Here is an 18685-nt window from a genome sequence, read left to right as displayed (position 1 = left end):
AATCAGCCCCAGCAAATGTGCTTTGCTGGGGCTGAGCCTTAGAAGTGACTGGTCACACTTAAACGAAGGGATCTCCCCGGTGCTGGCATCATGCTACGTGTCAGCGGGTCAATGTAATATTCGTTTAATACGTTAGAGGCTAACAATTCCACTAACAGGTTCTTATTCACTTGATAAGTGACATAGGCATCAGTAACAAATACTGCATTCCAACTCATCGGATTATTGTTTAAAGGGGCATATAAAGGTCCAAATCGGTGAATCATGCTAGCTTCATCTTTATTTTCTGTTTTGGCGTGGTAGCGTATACGCCCACCGACTTCCAAGCTTTCATTAAAGAAGCGCATTCCCAAATTAGTGTGAATACTGTATTTAGGTTGTAACTGAGTGCGAAGGTAACCTAATGGAAAGCCACCTTCCGTACAGACGGAAGAATTAAACTTATTGATTGGGTCGAGGTGTGCCATAGAAGCATTATCGCAAACTTCATTTTTTAATCGAAAATCAACCCCTAAATCCCCAAAGAAGCGTCCATTATCATAACGAGCTAACACTTCTAATCCGGCCGTTCGGTGCTGATCCATTTGTGAAAAGACCAAATTACCATCACGATCAAACGCATTATCAATAATATTATGGTAATAATTGATTCTAAAATCGGCGGCATTTTCTGCTTTCAACCAACTTTGCAAATTACGTACATAACCGATTTCAAAGGTATGACTACGTTCTGGTTTAAATGGACGTGCTCTTATGAAACCTTCACCAGCCCCTGAAAATCCAATCGTATCTTCAAAAATGCTGGGCATTCTGACGGTTTCAGCATAACGAGCAAACACACGGTCATTTTCTGAAAGGTAGACAGATCCTCCTATTGATGGGCTCCATGCAGAATTAATGCGCTTACCGGGGTTTTTATACTTTTCGTTCTCGTTGACTGAAATATATTCATATCCCTTAGTCGAGGAACGGTAAGCTATGATTGCTTTTACTTTTTTCTGGCTAATCGGGTCAATCACTTCTTCTGAAAGGTCAATTTCCCCGTTATAAAATGGGTTATTCTCTGTCGTGAACTTACCATCTTCATCCACTCGCCATTTAATATAGTCGAATCCGGTAATACGAAATCCCTCATACTCTTCACGGATTGTAGAATAGTGTTCCGCACTTTTGAGGGAATGTTTAGGCAGTGATAACGCTTCGGCAACAAACCACTCTATTTTAGAAGTGCCAATGCTACTGTCTGGCCAGAGCCCTACTTCATTGTAGCCGCCAAAAGTGCGTCCTTTGCTGTCTACATACTCTCTCACTTTATGCGCTTCCTCTTCAGTGAGCACTCGAGAATATTCGAAATTTATGGCTTGCGGAATTTGATGAATCGCGAAGTTATAGTCTTTCGCTTTTAATCGACGTTCCCTTAATAAATCTCGTGACCAATAGTTTTGGTACTGTAGACCAGCATTTACATTTAGCCAGTTTGTTGGTCGCCAGTCTAATTTTATTGCTCCACTAAATTCTTGGCGTTTACCTTCTCGCGGAATAGCTCTAAATGTATTTTTTTTAGCGATTGTTGCATCTGGTGCATATATATCGTCATTAGTGTTAATCTCTTCTCTAATAAAATTCCCTATTAGAGTCATATCAAAGTTCGGAGTAAACTGTAATTTATTAGATAAAACTAGCCCTTGCCTATTATTGATTTGATTCAGTTTAATTCCATCTACTAATGTGCCATCTATATTGGGATTTCTTCTGCTTAAACTGTTAACTGACCAATCTAACTCCATCGCTTCCCTAGGTAATCCACCAGCAGTATTCGAATTTAAATCCGTTTTCGTTAGCCAGTACCCCATTTGAAGATCACCCCACGGCTGCTTTTCAGATTTAAAATCATAGTTAGCATAGAATGATCCTAGACTTATATTAGCTAAGGGCCACTGGGGAATTTCCCCCGCTAAATCATGAAAACGAATTTGTGAAGGCATAATTTCCCCGTAATGGCTTTTTGTATGCACATAGCCAAGGGATATTTTTTGTGATTCAGAAAGTTGCAAATTTATTTTTTGCAGAAAAGTTTCGCTATTACTCGAGGCATTCCCCACCTCTTTGGTGGGTAAGTACACATTCGCAACAAATGGAATATTGGGATCCACCATTTTTTTGGAGTTATCGATATCGGTAGTAATAATAGGTTCTCGGAAATAGTCTGCACCGTGGCGACCAGCAAAGTAGTTACCTTGATTTCGGTGACTATAGGCAAACAGTATATCAACTTTTTCTTGGCGTAATCCTAGCGCCACTCGTACCGCACTGTCTTTTAAATTAAAAAAATTCGAACTTCCCGGTTGATCTGGCTCGACTGAAGCTTTTGGATCTCGATAATAAATCCGAGTTCGATAATTATCTTTGCTTCCTAAGCTATACATGATAGCTGAATCATCACGATAATCTGTACCAAGGGTAAATTCATTAATTCTTGGTTTGGTTGAGTTAGTCCGTGTTTCTAATTTAAAATCTATTGCGAAGCGTTCATCGAATGGCACAACATCATCAATACTGAGAGTCTTAACCGCAACGCCGCCACCAACTGAAGTACGAATATCACGGTCTAACATTGGGCTTTTTACTACGGTAATACTACTGATCATGTTAGGGTCTACATAATTTCGGTTATTAGCCCCGTTGTAGCCACGCCACACTGTGATGGCTTGTTCTGTACCATCTACTGTGACGGGTACGCGCCCTTGCCCTTGAATACCGCGAACATTCGGGTCTAATGCACCGCTATTGCGCGCATCCCCGCTATACACACCAATACCGTGGTTAAGAACATCTGCGGGATTCGTTCCTTTGTAACGTTCTACCGCTTCTTTACTTATATAAATATTGGATTCATCTTTATCATATTGGTCATCCGCACCTTTTTGGTCACGTAGCTTAATAGTATCTGTTCTATCTTTTACCTGTATATTGCCCACCTGTTCCCTTGAGCTGGCATAAGACGAAAGTGAAATGATACCCATCGTTAACCCTGTGGCAATTTTCATTGCCACCACTGCTGTTACTTTCATACTAAATCTCAATACGAACTAAAACGTTTTACTTAAATTTAAACCCACTTCGCTTTTATTATAGGAATAGCTTATTTTTGCACTGCTATCATTGAATTTGTAATTAACATAGAGTGTTGGAGTTAATGATAAAAACTTGTGTCCTAATAGGGTTATTTGGCTATTTAACGCCCATGACTCATCGTGTCGCTTTGTATTAAGTGCACTGTCAAAATCAAAAAACGTATGATTACTACTTGTTAATTTATTGACTAACTTATTCGAGCTAAATACATTGATTGAGCCCACAGTTAACCCTGACACTTGATAACTGTCACTTTTATATTGCTCAATGTTTTTACCACCATATAAATTTGAAAATAAGCTCCATTGTGGATTGACCGAATAAATTGCCGTTATACTATAATTAATATCATAACCTGATCGCGATACTCGTTTCCCAAAGAAAGCTTGATTTTTATACGTTAGATTGGATAGCAAATAAAGCTTATTACTAGGGGAGTATGCCCCTGTAATGCTCGCGCCGACACTGTAATGGTCAAACAAATGCCCTCGCCAATTAATATCTACAATCGGTGAAAAAGCGATCTTTTTATTCCCATAAAGATACTGATAGCTTACTGATGAATAACTTGAAAAACGCCTTTTTACTGAGCGATGTGGGTATTCCCATACGTATCCACCAAGGCTGGCCAACAGTGAATGTCCTCGATTCTGCCAAAGGACTTTATTGGCATTTCCTGAAAAGCCATACACCAAACCGGATTTAATTTCGCTACCTTGCATACACCACATTGCACTACATTGCTGCTCACCATTACCATGAGCCTCGGTATAGTTTGTGTCATATTTTACATCAGCATTGAAATTTCCCTGCCAATGCGCGCGATTTTCTAATGCTGTAATTTCATTATCTATCTGTTTTATTCGCTCTTCAGATAAGTTTACTCGATATTTATTTTTTATTTTTTTATATAAAATCAATGCTTCACGGTGATAACTATTTTTTATATAGACATGAGCCAGTTTCATTTCAGCAAACACTGAGTTAGGGTTTCCATTAACTATTTTTAAATAAAACTTAAGTGACAATGGGTAATCCCCATTAAAGTAAGCTCTTTCTGCAGAAATATAATCCACCATACCTTTATCGTGATTTTTATCATTTAGATAATCAGGTAATAGTTCATCGATTTTTTGAAATTGCTGCCGATTGGTTAAATCATAAAGAATAAAACCAAGGTCGTCGACAGTTTTATTAATTTTAATTGGGATTATAATGGGGGATTTATTCCTTGTGTTATTTATTTCCGTTAAAACTTCAATTATCTGTTCATATTGTTGATGGCCATAATTTTGTTCAGAAAATGAATTTGCAGAAAACAATAATAGAATTAACACCTCAATATTGTTTATTATTTTTTTCATCTCTCTTTCCTGTTCTTTTTCCATAAAAATACAGGTAGGCAAAATCACTTTTGCCTACCTGATGAATATACAGCGCTAAATTAAAAGATTACTCTTGGTTCTGACTACCACCAAATGCAGTATCATATTTGTGGTCACTATTAAACACTGCGACACCACCAACATGTTCCGCATTCTCACCAAAGAAGCGCCCGTAACTTAAACCTAATACTGTATCATTGGCAGTTGCTGAACCTGAGAATGAACCTGCATCCTGTATTTGCCCCTCGAGAGCAATTTTTAACTCCTCACCTTGTAATGAACCCGTGTAATCCTTATCACCAAAGTCGGCTTCAAATGTACCAGAGAGTTGTTTCTCTCCATCATATTGGTTGATACCAGCAATGGTGTAAGTGGCTTTACCTTCGGTAGGAACTGCCGTTGTGGCGTCTAGGCCAGAGAAGAATGCCGTATGTTTAGCATCGTCTTCCTTTCCAGTTTGTGACCAATCACCGTAGTAAATTTCAGCATCTGCTACCTTAGAAAATTGAAATTTACCCATACCTGAATGACTTAATGGCCCGCCACTATTGACTATTGTTACATCTTCGTCTGTTTTTGTTCCCATCTTAGTCAGACCTAATAATGAAATTGTTTTTCCTCCTGCAATACTACGATGACCAACGCCAGGATCACCCAATTGACCTCCATGTGGACCTCTCACAACTTCCGTTCCAGCAACACGAATATCCGATCTTTCTGTCTCATACGTTTGGCTCTGTGCAGATTCCGTTACCGCACTCGCACAAGTAGAAACCCCCACCAACATAGCAATTAATGTAACTTTAGTGCTTTTATTCATAAGTTATTTCCTTATATATAAATAAGAAATTAAAAGGAGATGATACTTTTTGCTTTGTACTCTTGGACGTATTTGTGGGCCCACAAACTGGAAATGATTCTATGAGAATGAGTTTTATTTACAAATGGGGAATTTATAATTCAATTAAAAATCATTGTATTAGAATGATAGTTTTTCTTTTTATTTTTCAATCAACTATAAAACAACCCTCCCCATACAAATGTTAATCATCGCTGTAATGGGTTATTTTAAGTTCGATTTTTATTTATATTTGCTATTTTTTAAGAGTAATTACAGAATTGAAATGCAGTAAATAGTGCCATTAATATCAAAATGCGGTGTTATTTTTAGATTAGTGCAAAATAATAATCGTCATTATTTAAAGAAGAATAAATATTTAATATTGGCGGGATAAGAATAAAGCTTATTGATATGAGTAACAAAATGCCCAAGAAAAAAAGTATTTTGAAAATGATATAAAGGCACAAAATTATCTCTATTTTGTGCCTTTATTATGATTACGCTTGGCTAAGTAATTGGGTTAATGGCGCTTCTAGTAACCGGCCTCGCCAACCAGCAAGCAGTTCAGGCTGACATGATTTCTCTTTTAGCCCCCAATGCACCGCTAATAACTGGTTAATTTGTCGACGAGATGCCAATAACTCTGGGTTGAATTTTTCATTCTCGGCGATTTCTTTCACTACCCCTTTGATCTCTTTAAAAATGCTTTTGTATTGGCTCTGTTCAGTAATATTAGCAACAGGCACCGGATACTGGCTGGCATCCAGTTTCTTCGCGTCTTCGACAATACTTAACAAGCGGCGACCATGGCAGCGAATTTCTTGCCCAGATAAACCAAGGGCATCCAACTCACCTAAAGAGCTCGGTAAATAACGCGCAATTTTCCACAGATTTTCTTCTTTAACCACGAAATTGATCGCCATATCCCGCGCTTTGGCTTGATCCAAACGCCATGCCGCCAGCAACTGTAAGCAAGCAAGTTGCTCATCGCGTAATTGCCATGCATTCGTGATATTTAAGTAGGCTTTTTCAGGTTTAACTGTTTTTTGACGGCGAGCAACCACACGCTGACACTCGTCTTGGGCATCGGCCAAATAGCCAGCTTCCGTCACTTTTTCCATCAAAATTTTAGCCAGCGGCAGTAAATAAAGTACATCCGCCATCGCATAGTCACACTGCTTCGAACTTAAAGGACGCGCGAGCCAGTCTGTTCGAGATTCGCTTTTATCTAACTCAACTCCCAAATGTTCCGCCACTAACGTAGCGAAGCCGCAAGAAATGGGATAACCCAAAAATGCCGCTACGATTTGGGTATCTATCATCGGCTCTGGCACACAACCAAAATCATGCATAAACACTTCTAAGTCTTCACTGCCTGCATGTAAAAATTTCAATTGGTTTGGATTGGTTAACAGCGCCTTAAATGGGCTAAAATCCGTCATTAATAGCGGATCAATCAGTGAAACCTGTTTTCCATCATACAACTGCAATAAGCCCAGCTGTGGGTAATAGGTTCTAGTGCGAACAAACTCAGTATCTAATGCTAACCATGGCGCATCACTGGCCTCTTGGCAGATTTGGGCTAATTCGCTATCTGTTGTGACTAAACGGTAATTCAAAACAAGTTTCTCTTTATTATAATTTGGTTAAATGTATCTGATTGACACAGTAACGCCGGTAAAAACCGGCGTTACACACATTGCTTTTGTTAATTCATCGCCTACTCGCTATGACGGCGATTTTTCTCGTGTTTGCTGCTCTTCGGCTCGTAATTCTTTTCGTAGAATTTTTCCTACATTAGATTTCGGCAGCTCATCACGAAACTCAAAAATTTTCGGTACTTTATACGCAGTTAATGAACGACGGCAGAATGTTTTTAGATCTGCTGCGGTCAGTGCTGAATTTTTGGTGACCACAAAAACCTTCACCGCCTCTCCAGTACTTTCGCTTGGTACCCCAATTGCAGCACATTCGATAACATCAGGATGCATGGAAATGACATCTTCGATTTCATTCGGGTAGACATTAAAACCAGAGACAATAATCATATCTTTTTTGCGATCAACAATACGAATATAGCCTTCGTCATCTATTTCTGCGATATCGCCAGTCGCTAACCAACCATTGATAAGCACTTCACTGGTCGAATCGGGACGATTCCAATAGCCTTTCATCACCTGCGGACCTTTTACCCACATTTCCCCAGGAGTACCATGAGGAACTTCATGCCCATCATCATCTAAAAATTTCACATCGGTTGATGGAACAGGTATCCCGATACTACCACTATAAGCTGTTAAATTATATGGGTTACCAGAAACTAATGGCGAACATTCCGTTAAGCCATAACCTTCGAGTAAATGCCGTCCAGTCAGCGCTTGCCACTTCTGAGCAACCGCTTTATGGACAGGCATTCCGCCTCCAACAGACAGCCTTAAACGAGAAAAATCAAGCTTCTGAAACTCCGGGTTTTGCAACCATGCATTAAAGAGCGTGTTAACACCCGTGATCGAGGTAAAGGGATAGCGGGATAATTGTTTCACCGTATCTGGCACATCTCGCGGGTTGGTGATAAGCAGATTCACGCCACCCACACTGATAAACAATAAGCAGTTTACGGTCAGCGCAAAGACGTGATAAAGCGGCAGTGCCGTTACCACATATTCATGCCCAAAATGTAAAACAGGACCATACGCAGCTTTAGCTTGGGCGATATTCGCAAGCATATTACGATGCGTTAACATCGCACCTTTGGCTACCCCAGTCGTACCACCGGTATATTGTAAGAATGCTAAATCTTCGCCAATAATATTCGGCTTGATATATTGCATTCGATAGCCTTGATGCATAGCGCGACGAAACGAAATGGCATCCGGCAAATTGTATTTTGGAACCAACCGTTTTACATATTTCACCACAAAATCCACAATTGTGGCTTTCGGGCGCGGTAGCTGATCCCCTAAGCGGGTTAAAATAACGTGTTTAACTTTGGTATTAAAAACGATTTTTTCTAATGTATGTGCAAAGTTAGAAACGATGACAATCGCTGTTGTCCCACTATCATTTAACTGATGCTCTAACTCTCGCGGGGTATACAGTGGGTTAACATTAACCGCTACCATACCCGCACGCAAAATCCCAAACAGCGCTATAGGATACTGCAGCAAATTTGGCATCATTAACGCAACTCGATCACCTTTTTTAAGACCCAATCCATTTTGTAGGTATGCGGCAAATGCGCGGCTTCTCTCTTCAAGTTTACGGTAGGTCATCACTGCGCCCATATTAATGAACGCTGGCTGATCCGCATATTGAGAAACGGCGTTTTCAAGTAACTCTGCTAATGACGCGAAGTCATCAGGACTTATTTCTTCAGGTACATCAGCAGGATAGTTTTTTAGCCAGATTTTTTCCAAAATGTTACTCCTGAATTTAGTGAGTTATTATTTTACACAACCCTTTAACAAATTATTAACTCATTGTACCAGTTTGAAAATTAGACAATGTTAAGGTTGAGAGCTATATCACTAAATAAATTTCATTCCTTCGAGATAAAAATAAGGCGGTCAATGCCGCCCTATCAACTTATGATTAATTCACCAGAACTTTAGTCTGCTTATAACCTGTAATTATACACTGTTGGCAGGAATTTTTGGAGAATTAAGCGATTAATAGTCCACTCATGCTCAGTATTTTTATAAAAAAAATCCTAGCTTAACTAGGATTTTTAGCAGAATAATACTATTGCTTAATCTTCCGTTAAATACGTCTGTACTTGAGCCGGCCCCACTGGATACCCATAGCCCCATCCCCAAGGATGATTATAGTAATATGGGGAACCATAATACCCGTACCCCCATGGACCCGCAGGCGGTGGCATCATCACGCTTTGTGCAATACTCCAACGTTGGAAGCCTGTGACATTCATTGTCACATATTGATAAGGTACCTCTCCGATTTTCCCTGCTTGTTCTCCAGTTATGTTACCCACAACAGTGACATAGCGGTTTTTAAAATCGTTTGGCTCAACAAAACCGTTAATATAAGCGTAGATTCGACCAAGCGATGCAGAGTTTAATTCAGGCGCAGCGTCATATTTATTTAACGTCATGACGGCTATCTCAATCCGCGTTCTTTTCGGCTCATTAAAGACAGATAACACTTTACCGCCAAAACGCGCTTCTTGACCAATATACATCTCCGGCGCATTTTGCACCGACTTAAGATTATCTGCAGGATTAGGTACTGATCCCTTAATAGACTGAGGGATAGATACACAACCTGCCAGCGCTAATATGCCCGCAAGTAATAGAGTTTTCATTGCCGAGCGGTAGCTAAATTGAATTTTCATTTACCACCTCCAATTAGCAGTCATTATAAAGTGAGATAGTACGTATTAAAACTGCTGGTATTCCTTATCACATTATATGTGCAATCCAATTTTTATTAACGCTTATTTATTCAATAATAGCTCAATTAAACACCGATTCTATATCTTAGATTAAAAAAATAGCTATCGGTTTTACCCTGATAGCTATTTTTTCATTCGACAAAAATCATGCTGATTCTATTTATTCGCGACCCGGTAATTTTTTCCAAGTCACTTCATTACGCAAATAAGTCGGTTCGACATTCTCAACCGCAGTCACTTTACCTGCTAGCCACAGCTGCTCAGCAATTGGCAGCATATCTTGCGCTGCAGGTAACGTGATTAGGCTGTCACTTAAGGACAAGCCTTCTAATAATTCAGGATAAGCAGCCCAGCCCGTTCCTGCATGACTCCATTGCCCTTCTAATTCAGTGAATTTTAATTTGAAATCAGCAGGAAGCATCACAGCTTCAGTTTCTTCACCTACCCAAACACCGCGCTCATCACGTTGATATTGCGCACAATATATTTCGGACATTCGAGCATCAATCGCCACCAACACACGGGAACTATTCGTTGTGCGGTATACCCCTTGTGCCAGCGTCATCAACGAGGAAACTCCAATCATGGGTAAATCGGCACCCAGCGCTAAGCCTTGAGTAATGCCCACACCAATTCGAACTCCAGTAAAACTACCCGGTCCACGCCCAAATGCTAATGCATCTAATTGATTAAGTTTAATACCTGCTTGCGCCAGCACTTCTTCGACTATAGGCAGTACTTTTTGAGTATGTTCGCGAGGAGAGATTGCAAAACGCGAAATAATTTCACCGTCGCACAGTAATGCAACAGAACAAGCTTCAGTGGCTGTATCAACAGCTAGAATACGACTCGACATGCCTAAACTCCGGCAAATATTAGGTTTTTTGTTGTCGCCTTATGACGGCAACCTGAAAGATAGGCGGTATCTTAGCATAAACCGCCCACAGGATTGCATAAAATTAGTGTTTCTCAATCGCTTCCGCGCGCTTTGTTGCCAAAAATTCAATCGCTTTATTCAGATCTCGCGTACGTGGTGAAGGAGGTAAGCTTCGCAAAAACACCTCCCCATAAGGGCGTGTCACGAGCCGATTGTCACAAATCACAATCACGCCGTAATCTTTTGTATCACGGATCAAGCGCCCAACGCCTTGCTTTAATGTGGTGACGGCATCGGGTAATTGAACGTCGGCAAATGGGTCTCCGCCTCGGAGTTCACAATCTTCAATCCGAGCGCGTAATAACGGGTCATCCGGTGCAGTAAACGGGAGTTTATCGATGATCACACAGGTCAGTTCATCCCCCCTGACATCAACCCCTTCCCAGAAACTGCTCGTAGCCACCAAAACGGCATTTCCTGCCGCAATAAACTGTGCCAACAATTTATTTTTACTGCTTTCCCCCTGCATAAGCACAGGCAATGTCAGCGACGCTTTAAACTCTTCAGCTAATTCCCTCATCATTAAATGAGAGGTACATAAAAAGAAGCATCGACCTCGGTTTTTTTCAATTAACGGGCGCAACATATTGGCAAGCTTTTGAGCGCTACCCCGTTGATTAGGCTCCGGTAAAAAGCGAGGCACACACAGCAAAGTTTGGCTTTCATAATCAAACGGGCTTGCGAGCAATAATGTTTTCGCAGAGCTGAGACCTAAGCGGTCAGTAAAGTGGCTCAGTTTTTCGTTAACAGAAAGGGTTGCTGACGTGAACACCCAACTAGCCGGCGTACTAGCAATCATTTCACTGAATTTATCCGCGACAGTGAGTGGTGTTAAGGCTAATAAAAAGTGACGTCCGTAGCTCTCAAACCAGTAACTATAACCCGGTATGGTGACATCCTTTAAGCGGTTAAGACGGTTGCGGTAAATCGTCACGCGCTCAAAAATAGAATCCAAACTTTGGGAACGCCCTAATGACGTTTTGATGACTTCATAACAGAGTTCCAGTGCATCATCCAGTAGCGTTAACGCTCGCTGAACTTCGGATAACTTCAGTAATTCCCGTAAATTCCCTCTAAAGCTGTTTTCCCCTAAGTTAAGACGAAAATCCAGTGTGCTTTGCGTCAGTCGATCGGCACTTTTTTGCAATTGAGCTTGGTCTTTTAGTTCTGTACGATACGTCATTATCATATCGCGAGCTAAATCTAACAGTTGCCGGCTACTGAGTTGCTGACCAAAATATTGGCTTGCAATATCAGGGATTTGATGGGCTTCATCGAAAATCATCACTTCCGCTTGGGGGATCAACTCCCCAAAACCTGTATCTTTCACCACTCTGTCAGCCATAAAAAGATGGTGGTTAACGACCACTACATCGGCATCAAGAGCTTTACGACGCGCTTTGAGTACAAAGCACTCTTGGTAGCGGGGGCAATCACTGCCTAAACAGTTATCGTTGGTACTAGTAACTAACGGCCAAACGGGGCTATCTTCAGCAATATCATGGCAAGTACTGGTATCCCCCAGTTCTGATTCGATGGACCAACTGCGCAATCTAACAACCGCTGCGAGGATCTCCGGTTCAAGACTACCTCCACCGAGGGATTGCTGATCTAATCTTTCAAGACACAGATAATTTGAACGCCCTTTTAATAGCGCCGTTTTACCTGTGTAGTTCATCGCATCGATAATCGTAGGTAGGTCGCGGTGATAAAGTTGGTCTTGCAGTGCTTTCGACCCTGTAGAGACAATCACTTTTTTGCCACTTCGTAATGCAGGGACGAGATAAGCGTAGGTTTTCCCTGTTCCTGTACCCGCTTCAGCCACCAGCACATGCTGCTGCTCAATAGATTGAGTAACCGCGTCAGACATGGTGACCTGCGCAGCTCGAGGTTGGAAACCGGGAATTGTTTTTGCTAGAAAGCCATCTGCTGAAAAGTCGTTAGACACTACGAACCTATATTGCTTACTGTTGATGAGCACACTTTACCATGAGTTCAAGATGGCTGCTGAGCTAATTATCGTTTCATCAATGAACTGATTTTCATCATAGTAGCAAACTGATATCCTTGGTTAGCATTGATAATAAGGAACAATTATGACTATTGAACGCATTGACCCAGATACCCGTTGGTCTGAAGCTGTTATCCACAACAACGTGGTCTATTACACTAGCGTCCCAGAAAAACTGGATGGCGATATTATTATTCAAACCGCAGATACCTTAGCCGCTATTGATGTCATGTTAGGCCGTGTGGGTTCCGATAAAAGCAAAATCTTAGATGCGACTATCTTCCTCGCAGATAAAGCGGACTTTGCTGGCATGAACCAAGCGTGGGATGCGTGGGTTGTTGCGGGTAGCGCGCCTGTTCGTTGCACTGTTCAAGCGGCTCTGATGAAGCCTGAATATAAAGTTGAGATCAAAATCGTTGCGGCGATTGATTGACGTTATTTGATAAATATCTGAAGTTTGATTAAGACTTGAAGAAAGAGGGCTAAACGCCCTCTTTTTTACTTATTTATATTGTACTTATTTATTTTACCTATCATCACCAATGGTACGAATAACTTAACCCTGCTTGAACACCATCATGGTTATAATCCGTTTTTTGCCACCCAGCATCGGCGCGTAATGTAGAGTTTTTCGTGACATTCACATTGATACCCGCAGCCACATATGGAGTCACACTTTTCTCTGAGCCTTTGTCATAAGCATAAGCGCCAATGTACGGTACATAGCCTGTAAATGCATCACGATCACTATTTAGCTTGAATGCGCTACCCACTTTTCCATCTAACGTGACTACATCATTGATATTGTGATCCACTCGAATACCAAGGTCGATATCTGTACGTTTGTTACCCATACGTCCATATTGCGCAGCAAATTCCGCATTTTTCGCTTCAGTATACCCACTGCGATTAATATCTTTATAGGTCAATGCTACTTCTGGTAGCAATTGAGTTTGAGGAGCAACGGAAATACCGTAACCTGCACCTACACGAGCTTGATAACCTTTGATAGTCGCGTTGCCTTGCCCACCTTCCGTATTTTGTAAGGTATCACGGGTGATCACTAAGCCTTGGCTCAGGTATGATGCCGACAAATCTGCATAGAGACCTTCATTATTACGGTTTTCTTGATAGCGAATATAACCGCCCACCGCAGGATGATTGCTACCACGAGTATCATAATTGCTAGTGAGTGTTGTGTTATTGGCGAAGTTCATCGCCACACCAACAGTCCAGTTTTCTGCTGGTAAACGCAGAGTTCCATGCAAGCCAGTAGCAACACGATGGTTGCTTGATACGGTATCATATTGCGTAAATAACCCAACGCAGTAGTTGTCCTGCCCTAACTGGCAGCGACTTGAACTGAGAGTCTCTAAGCTATTTTGGTAGAGATCGAGCACTTCAAATCCACGACTTGCTGTACGAGACATTGCGCGGCTACTATTGGTGGCATCTACCGTCACAATCGTTGGTTTTGTTGGGTCTACGGGTTTTACTGGATCAACTGGCTTAGTTGGGTCTACTGGTTTCGTTGGGTCGACCGGTTTTATTGGATCAACTGGCTTCGTTGAGGCTTCCTTAATTTTCCACAAAACAGCATGGCTCTCACCACTGTCTGTGATTGAGGTTCCAGCCACGACCAAACCATCATCCGATACCGAATACGCCGTTGCGTTACCGAGGTTATCGGATTGCAGCGTTCCTAGGTTCACCATACCTGTTTCTTCAGTCCAACGGAAAGCCTGCATGTATTTATTAGAATCCGTGTATGACTCCCCCACAATCACTGAACCATCACTTGAGAGATCATACGCTTCTGAATAGCCTGAGTTGTCCGACTTTAATGTTCCTAAGCCTTTCATGCCGTCTTTTTCAGTCCAGCGGAATGCCATTGTGGAATCACTGTCATAATCAGAGTCAGACCCACCGACAACGACGGTGCCATCTCTGGATACATAGTCAGCCCCTGAACGCCCTGAATTATCGGCGCGTAACGTGCCTAGACCCACCATTCCGGTTTTTTCAGTCCAACGAAAAGCATTGCTATCCCCTCCATCTGTGTCAGAAGAACCTACGACAACTGAACCATTGGCAGACACGCCATTTGCCGATGAAATTCCTGAATTATCCGACGTTAATATTCCCAAGTCAGTCATGCCCGTTTCTTTACGCCATCTGAAAGCATGCGTATTTCCTGAGTGAGTGCTTGAATCCCCCACTACCGTTGAGCCATCAGCGGATAATCCATTAGGATCAGAAGTTCCTGTGTTATCGCTTTTTAATGTTCCCAGCCCAACCATGCCTGACTCTCGAGTCCAAATAAACGCAACAGAGCGGTTATCGTCCACTGACGCTTGCCCTGTAACTACCTTCCCATCATCAGAAACTGCTTGGGCATACGAACCGTTAATGCCATCCGTACGTAAACTACCTAAGCCTTCCATTCCGCCACGTTCAGTCCAGATAAATGCACTTCCGCGCCCATCATCTGTACTTGAATAACCAATAATCGTAGAGCCATCCTTTGAAACGCCATTTGTTGACGCACGACCGCTGTTATCTGCTTTCAGCGTGCCTAAATGCATGATCCCTTTGTCTTGTGACCAACGAAACACACCCGAATCACGATTATCCGAACTTTCATTTCCCGCAATAACCTTTCCATCGCCTGAAATCGAAAGATCTTCAGAATCAATACCAGGGCCAATATTGATATCAACCTTTTTCTCAATTTCAAGCTTATTATTCGCAGAATATCCTTGAGACGTTAATAAGGAAATTCCAATAGTCACTGCCAGACTTAATTTATTTAGCTTCATAATATTTTTCGCATAATTTTGTTATTATGAGAATTTAAATTAATCATCAATTCTCAATATGAAATTCAATAGAAACCATTCCTTTTTAAAGCGGGGAAAAGAATATCACTTAAGAAAGATTAAATACATTAGTAAAATCAAGAATTGAAAGCCAAATAAAGCAATGATTTACTCAATGAAGTTAAACCCTGAAAATCAATACGCATCATATTGAAATAAAATAATTTTCTATTAAAACTTGCTTTCCATTTATTATTAAATAAATTAAATTCAAATAAATTCTATTTTTAAGAATATTCTGTAAAACATATGAATTATTTTATTTTCGGCACGAAACTAATATAGCCAAAAAAAATCAAAATATAATAATGAATTGATAATGGAACGTTATACGCTTGTTTGAAGTGTAATATTCTATAAATGTACACTTACTAAGTACATTAAATCCAAGAGAGGAAAATTAAGTGAAGTCATTAGGTTGAATATAATTAAATAAAACCTAATGACTTCGTTGACAATATGCTTTTGTTGAGCAAATTATCCGTTACGACATTTTAATCAGCACCATACCGATAAGTAGGAATACTAACCCACCCCAGCCTTTATAGTTTAAGCGTTGATTAAATAGGATCCAGCCGGCAGCAACTGTGGCGATTAAACCGAACGCTCCCCATAATGCATAAGCCACTGACAGTTCGATTCCCTTCACTGCCTGCGCCAGTGCACTAAATGCCCCTAATACGGCGATGAGAGACAAAATTCCTAACCAATAACGTCTAAAACCATCTGACATTTTTAAAAATACGTTGGCAAGAATTTCCAGTACCACTGCGAGGATCAAAAATGCCGCATGCCACCATTCAAATTGACTGGCCATACTACACCTCCGATTTAGCGGTCTTTGTCACTAAAGCTCGGGCTTTGGCGGAATCAACCGCATTTTTTGCAGCTTGTTTTACTTTCTGAGCTGATTGGCTAACAGTCGCTTTTTTGGTGCCTGATTTGATCAATGCAATACCTGTGATCAGGAAAACTAATCCACCAACTTTCATTGGTGACAGTGATTCTCCAAACCACAATACGCTGAACGTCGTAATTAGCAGAACACCAACACCTTCCCACATAGCGTAAGCAACACCCAGTGCCACTTTTTTTACCGCAACCGCCAGTAAAATATAGGAAGTCGCAATCATCACATACATCACAGCCATACCAGTGAAATCACCGCTTACACTGGCATGTTTCATTGATAACGTACCAATGACCTCAGTCACGATAGCTAATGCTAAAAATATCCAATAAATCATTATAGTATCCCTCTAGATACAGCTTCGCCATAGCCTGTTTTTTGAACAAGACAGAAAGGCAATGAGCTTAATGGCTATGCTTTAAGCTGTTTAAAATTCAAATAAAAATAAAAGAGTGCTGATTTTATTCAGCGAATTGAATAATCTAGAAGGACGCTATAATGCGCCACACCAGTGATACTCACTGGAAAGAATAGCGGAAAGGAAAAGCTTGTGTGTTGATCTTCTTTGGGACTTACTGATCTTTATGCTAGTCACGCTAAGCATGATATCTCATTCATTTCATCGGATGGACATCCATCCAAGTTACTCCGAACCCTCATATAATTGTTAGTTTCAAGCTATTTCTACCACGCCAAAATTATTAAGTCAATGAATACAAACGCTTTTTGAATTCGTCATATTTATGCATAAATATTCATTAATATGCTAAGCAATACAGTGCCAGCGTCTATTTTGCGAATAATTCTGTCATTTTCCTCGCATTTATTTTTAGAGGATCTGAGCAAAAAAAAATTTTTTTACCCTTTTTTATGCTGCTAACATCCCATTCAATATGAATTTTTTCGGTTACGATTGACAATTAACGCCAACACGCTTCTTATCGTGTTATCCGTTAGAAAATAGCAATAATGAACACCAAATAAGAGAGAGTCATGGATACCTTTACGCTAACGTCAAATAGCTTTCAAAACGCCGCCGATGCCACCCCGCTTCCTTATGATGTTGTCTCCATTCAATCACAAGTTGTCTATGGCAGTGTGGGTAATAGCATCGCTGTCCCCGCATTGACCAAACAAGGATTACGCGTTGCTGCAGTTCCCACCGTTATTCTAAGCAACACGCCCCACTATGCCACTTGTTATGGTGGAGAATTACCCGGTGAATGGTTTCGTGGCTATTTACAAGGCTTTGTTGAACGTGGCAGTTTAAACAGCATTAAAGCCATTTTGACGGGTTATTTAGGTTCCCCAGATAAAGCTCACGACCTTGCAAATTGGCTTGGCTCTGTGCGCGAGCAACACCCTAAAATGCCTGTCATTGTCGACCCTGTCATGGGAGATGAAGATAGTGGCTTTTATATTCCTCCAGCGATAGCTGATGTTTATCGTCATGAAGTCATTCCACTCGCAACAGGGATTATCCCGAACAAATTTGAACTTTCCACACTCAGCGGGCAAGAGATAAACAATCTAGACGATGCCACCCGTGCAGCGCGTTCGTTACTCAAAGGTCACACGCAGTGGGTCATCATTACGAGCGCTTTCCAACCTGATGAGGAAAGCATTGAAGTGGTTTGTGTGACTAAACAGGATGTCGCCGTTATTCGCCATAAACGTTACCCTGTCACACCAAAAGGTACTGGCGACCTATTCGGCGCTGAACTTACCGCTCAATTATTAGCCGGATTATCCGTTCCTGATGCTGCCAAAATGGCGTGTTTGCGTATCGAGCAAGGTATCATTCATATGGCCGCTACGGGTCGTAGTGAATTAGTGCTTTAAGATAGCCAAAATTGAATGGTTGCCTTGAATCAGCATCTTGGTAACCATCAAATTATTAAAGAGAAGCGTAATGACTCATGGCACACTCCATATTCAATAAATGCATCACTAAAGGATTGATAATGCCATTACGTTCATGTTTTTCATCAACAAGATCGACAACAAACTGCCCCATTTTATCCAACTCTCCAGCTAAAATAACCCATCTGCCATCCGCTAAGCAGCTAGGTTCGGATTGCGTCATTGATGTCAAAAATTCAACAGACAGCCTCATAATTAAGCATAAAGGAAAATCATTACAATTCAGTCAGCCTGAATGTGATTGGTTGATAAG

At 41.1% G+C, this 18685-nt stretch carries 14 protein-coding genes; 2 read left to right on the top strand and 12 right to left on the bottom strand.

Annotation, left to right across the window (positions count from 1 at the left end):
• Window positions 1-38: 38 nt before the first annotated feature.
• From ACY3ZI_RS09875 to yoaA, 8 genes are all read right to left on the bottom strand, one after another.
• Window positions 39-3071, bottom strand: a complete 3033-nt coding sequence (locus ACY3ZI_RS09875; RefSeq protein WP_487377346.1) for a TonB-dependent receptor domain-containing protein — start codon at window positions 3069-3071, stop codon at window positions 39-41.
• 18 nt (window positions 3072-3089) lie between these two features.
• Window positions 3090-4523 carry a surface lipoprotein assembly modifier gene (locus ACY3ZI_RS09870; protein ID WP_211885498.1) on the bottom strand — a complete coding sequence of 478 codons (1434 nt, stop codon included), beginning with the start codon at window positions 4521-4523 and terminating at the stop codon, window positions 3090-3092.
• 64 nt (window positions 4524-4587) lie between these two features.
• Window positions 4588-5340: a Slam-dependent surface lipoprotein gene (locus ACY3ZI_RS09865; protein ID WP_211885497.1), complete on the bottom strand. Its 753-nt coding sequence runs from the start codon at window positions 5338-5340 to the stop codon at window positions 4588-4590.
• Between the two features lie 518 nt (window positions 5341-5858).
• The gene (gene rnd, locus ACY3ZI_RS09860; RefSeq protein WP_487377344.1) at window positions 5859-6980 is read right to left on the bottom strand and encodes a ribonuclease D; all 1122 of its coding nucleotides are present in this window, start codon (window positions 6978-6980) and stop codon (window positions 5859-5861) included.
• Between the two features lie 108 nt (window positions 6981-7088).
• The gene (fadD, locus tag ACY3ZI_RS09855; protein WP_211885494.1) at window positions 7089-8777 is read right to left on the bottom strand and encodes a long-chain-fatty-acid--CoA ligase FadD; all 1689 of its coding nucleotides are present in this window, start codon (window positions 8775-8777) and stop codon (window positions 7089-7091) included.
• A gap of 332 nt (window positions 8778-9109) precedes the next feature.
• Window positions 9110-9712 carry a Slp family lipoprotein gene (locus tag ACY3ZI_RS09850; protein ID WP_036948218.1) on the bottom strand — a complete coding sequence of 201 codons (603 nt, stop codon included), beginning with the start codon at window positions 9710-9712 and terminating at the stop codon, window positions 9110-9112.
• Window positions 9713-9932: 220 nt separating this feature from the next.
• On the bottom strand, window positions 9933-10628 hold the full coding sequence (tsaB, locus tag ACY3ZI_RS09845) for a tRNA (adenosine(37)-N6)-threonylcarbamoyltransferase complex dimerization subunit type 1 TsaB (RefSeq protein ID WP_487377341.1): 696 nt from the start codon (window positions 10626-10628) through the stop codon (window positions 9933-9935).
• 103 nt (window positions 10629-10731) lie between these two features.
• The gene (yoaA, locus tag ACY3ZI_RS09840) at window positions 10732-12657 is read right to left on the bottom strand and encodes a DNA repair helicase YoaA (RefSeq protein WP_487377340.1); all 1926 of its coding nucleotides are present in this window, start codon (window positions 12655-12657) and stop codon (window positions 10732-10734) included.
• Window positions 12658-12805: 148 nt separating this feature from the next.
• Here yoaA and ACY3ZI_RS09835 point away from each other — a divergent pair, with 148 nt between their 5' ends.
• A complete protein-coding gene (locus ACY3ZI_RS09835; RefSeq protein ID WP_036948225.1) occupies window positions 12806-13153 on the top strand; it encodes a RidA family protein in 348 nt (115 codons plus the stop codon).
• 103 nt (window positions 13154-13256) lie between these two features.
• Here ACY3ZI_RS09835 and ACY3ZI_RS09830 read toward each other — a convergent pair whose 3' ends face one another.
• From ACY3ZI_RS09830 to mdtJ, 3 genes are all read right to left on the bottom strand, one after another.
• Window positions 13257-15539, bottom strand: a complete 2283-nt coding sequence (locus ACY3ZI_RS09830; RefSeq protein WP_211885491.1) for an autotransporter domain-containing protein — start codon at window positions 15537-15539, stop codon at window positions 13257-13259.
• A 544-nt stretch (window positions 15540-16083) separates the two neighbouring features.
• On the bottom strand, window positions 16084-16416 hold the full coding sequence (gene mdtI, locus ACY3ZI_RS09825) for a multidrug/spermidine efflux SMR transporter subunit MdtI (RefSeq protein ID WP_211885489.1): 333 nt from the start codon (window positions 16414-16416) through the stop codon (window positions 16084-16086).
• 1 nt (window position 16417) lies between these two features.
• Window positions 16418-16846 (bottom strand): multidrug/spermidine efflux SMR transporter subunit MdtJ, encoded by a 429-nt coding sequence (gene mdtJ / locus ACY3ZI_RS09820; protein WP_036948234.1) that lies wholly within the window; start codon window positions 16844-16846, stop codon window positions 16418-16420.
• A gap of 656 nt (window positions 16847-17502) precedes the next feature.
• Between mdtJ and pdxK the strand changes: the two genes are divergently transcribed.
• The gene (gene pdxK, locus ACY3ZI_RS09815; protein ID WP_108478183.1) at window positions 17503-18351 is read left to right on the top strand and encodes a pyridoxine/pyridoxal/pyridoxamine kinase; all 849 of its coding nucleotides are present in this window, start codon (window positions 17503-17505) and stop codon (window positions 18349-18351) included.
• A gap of 55 nt (window positions 18352-18406) precedes the next feature.
• On the opposite strand, the gene ACY3ZI_RS09810 is transcribed toward pdxK, so the two are convergent.
• A complete protein-coding gene (locus ACY3ZI_RS09810; RefSeq protein WP_487377336.1) occupies window positions 18407-18595 on the bottom strand; it encodes a hypothetical protein in 189 nt (62 codons plus the stop codon).
• Window positions 18596-18685 lie beyond the last annotated feature (90 nt).

It is taken from the genome of Providencia sp. LY12, assembly GCF_057621555.1.
This window is presented reverse-complemented; position numbering and strand designations above follow the sequence as displayed.

Excerpts from the sequence above, each read along its gene's own strand:
- ACY3ZI_RS09875 (WP_487377346.1), bottom strand. The coding sequence starts at position 3,071 with ATGAAAGTAACAGCAGTGGTGGCAATGAAAATTGCCACAGGGTTAACG.
- ACY3ZI_RS09870 (WP_211885498.1), bottom strand. The coding sequence starts at position 4,523 with ATGGAAAAAGAACAGGAAAGAGAGATGAAAAAAATAATAAACAATATT.
- ACY3ZI_RS09865 (WP_211885497.1), bottom strand. The coding sequence starts at position 5,340 with ATGAATAAAAGCACTAAAGTTACATTAATTGCTATGTTGGTGGGGGTT.
- ACY3ZI_RS09850 (WP_036948218.1), bottom strand. The coding sequence starts at position 9,712 with ATGAAAATTCAATTTAGCTACCGCTCGGCAATGAAAACTCTATTACTT.
- tsaB (WP_487377341.1), bottom strand. The coding sequence starts at position 10,628 with ATGTCGAGTCGTATTCTAGCTGTTGATACAGCCACTGAAGCTTGTTCT.
- ACY3ZI_RS09835 (WP_036948225.1), top strand. The coding sequence starts at position 12,806 with ATGACTATTGAACGCATTGACCCAGATACCCGTTGGTCTGAAGCTGTT.
- ACY3ZI_RS09830 (WP_211885491.1), bottom strand. The coding sequence starts at position 15,539 with ATGAAGCTAAATAAATTAAGTCTGGCAGTGACTATTGGAATTTCCTTA.
- mdtI (WP_211885489.1), bottom strand. The coding sequence starts at position 16,416 with ATGGCCAGTCAATTTGAATGGTGGCATGCGGCATTTTTGATCCTCGCA.
- mdtJ (WP_036948234.1), bottom strand. The coding sequence starts at position 16,846 with ATGATTTATTGGATATTTTTAGCATTAGCTATCGTGACTGAGGTCATT.
- pdxK (WP_108478183.1), top strand. The coding sequence starts at position 17,503 with ATGGATACCTTTACGCTAACGTCAAATAGCTTTCAAAACGCCGCCGAT.
- ACY3ZI_RS09810 (WP_487377336.1), bottom strand. The coding sequence starts at position 18,595 with ATGACGCAATCCGAACCTAGCTGCTTAGCGGATGGCAGATGGGTTATT.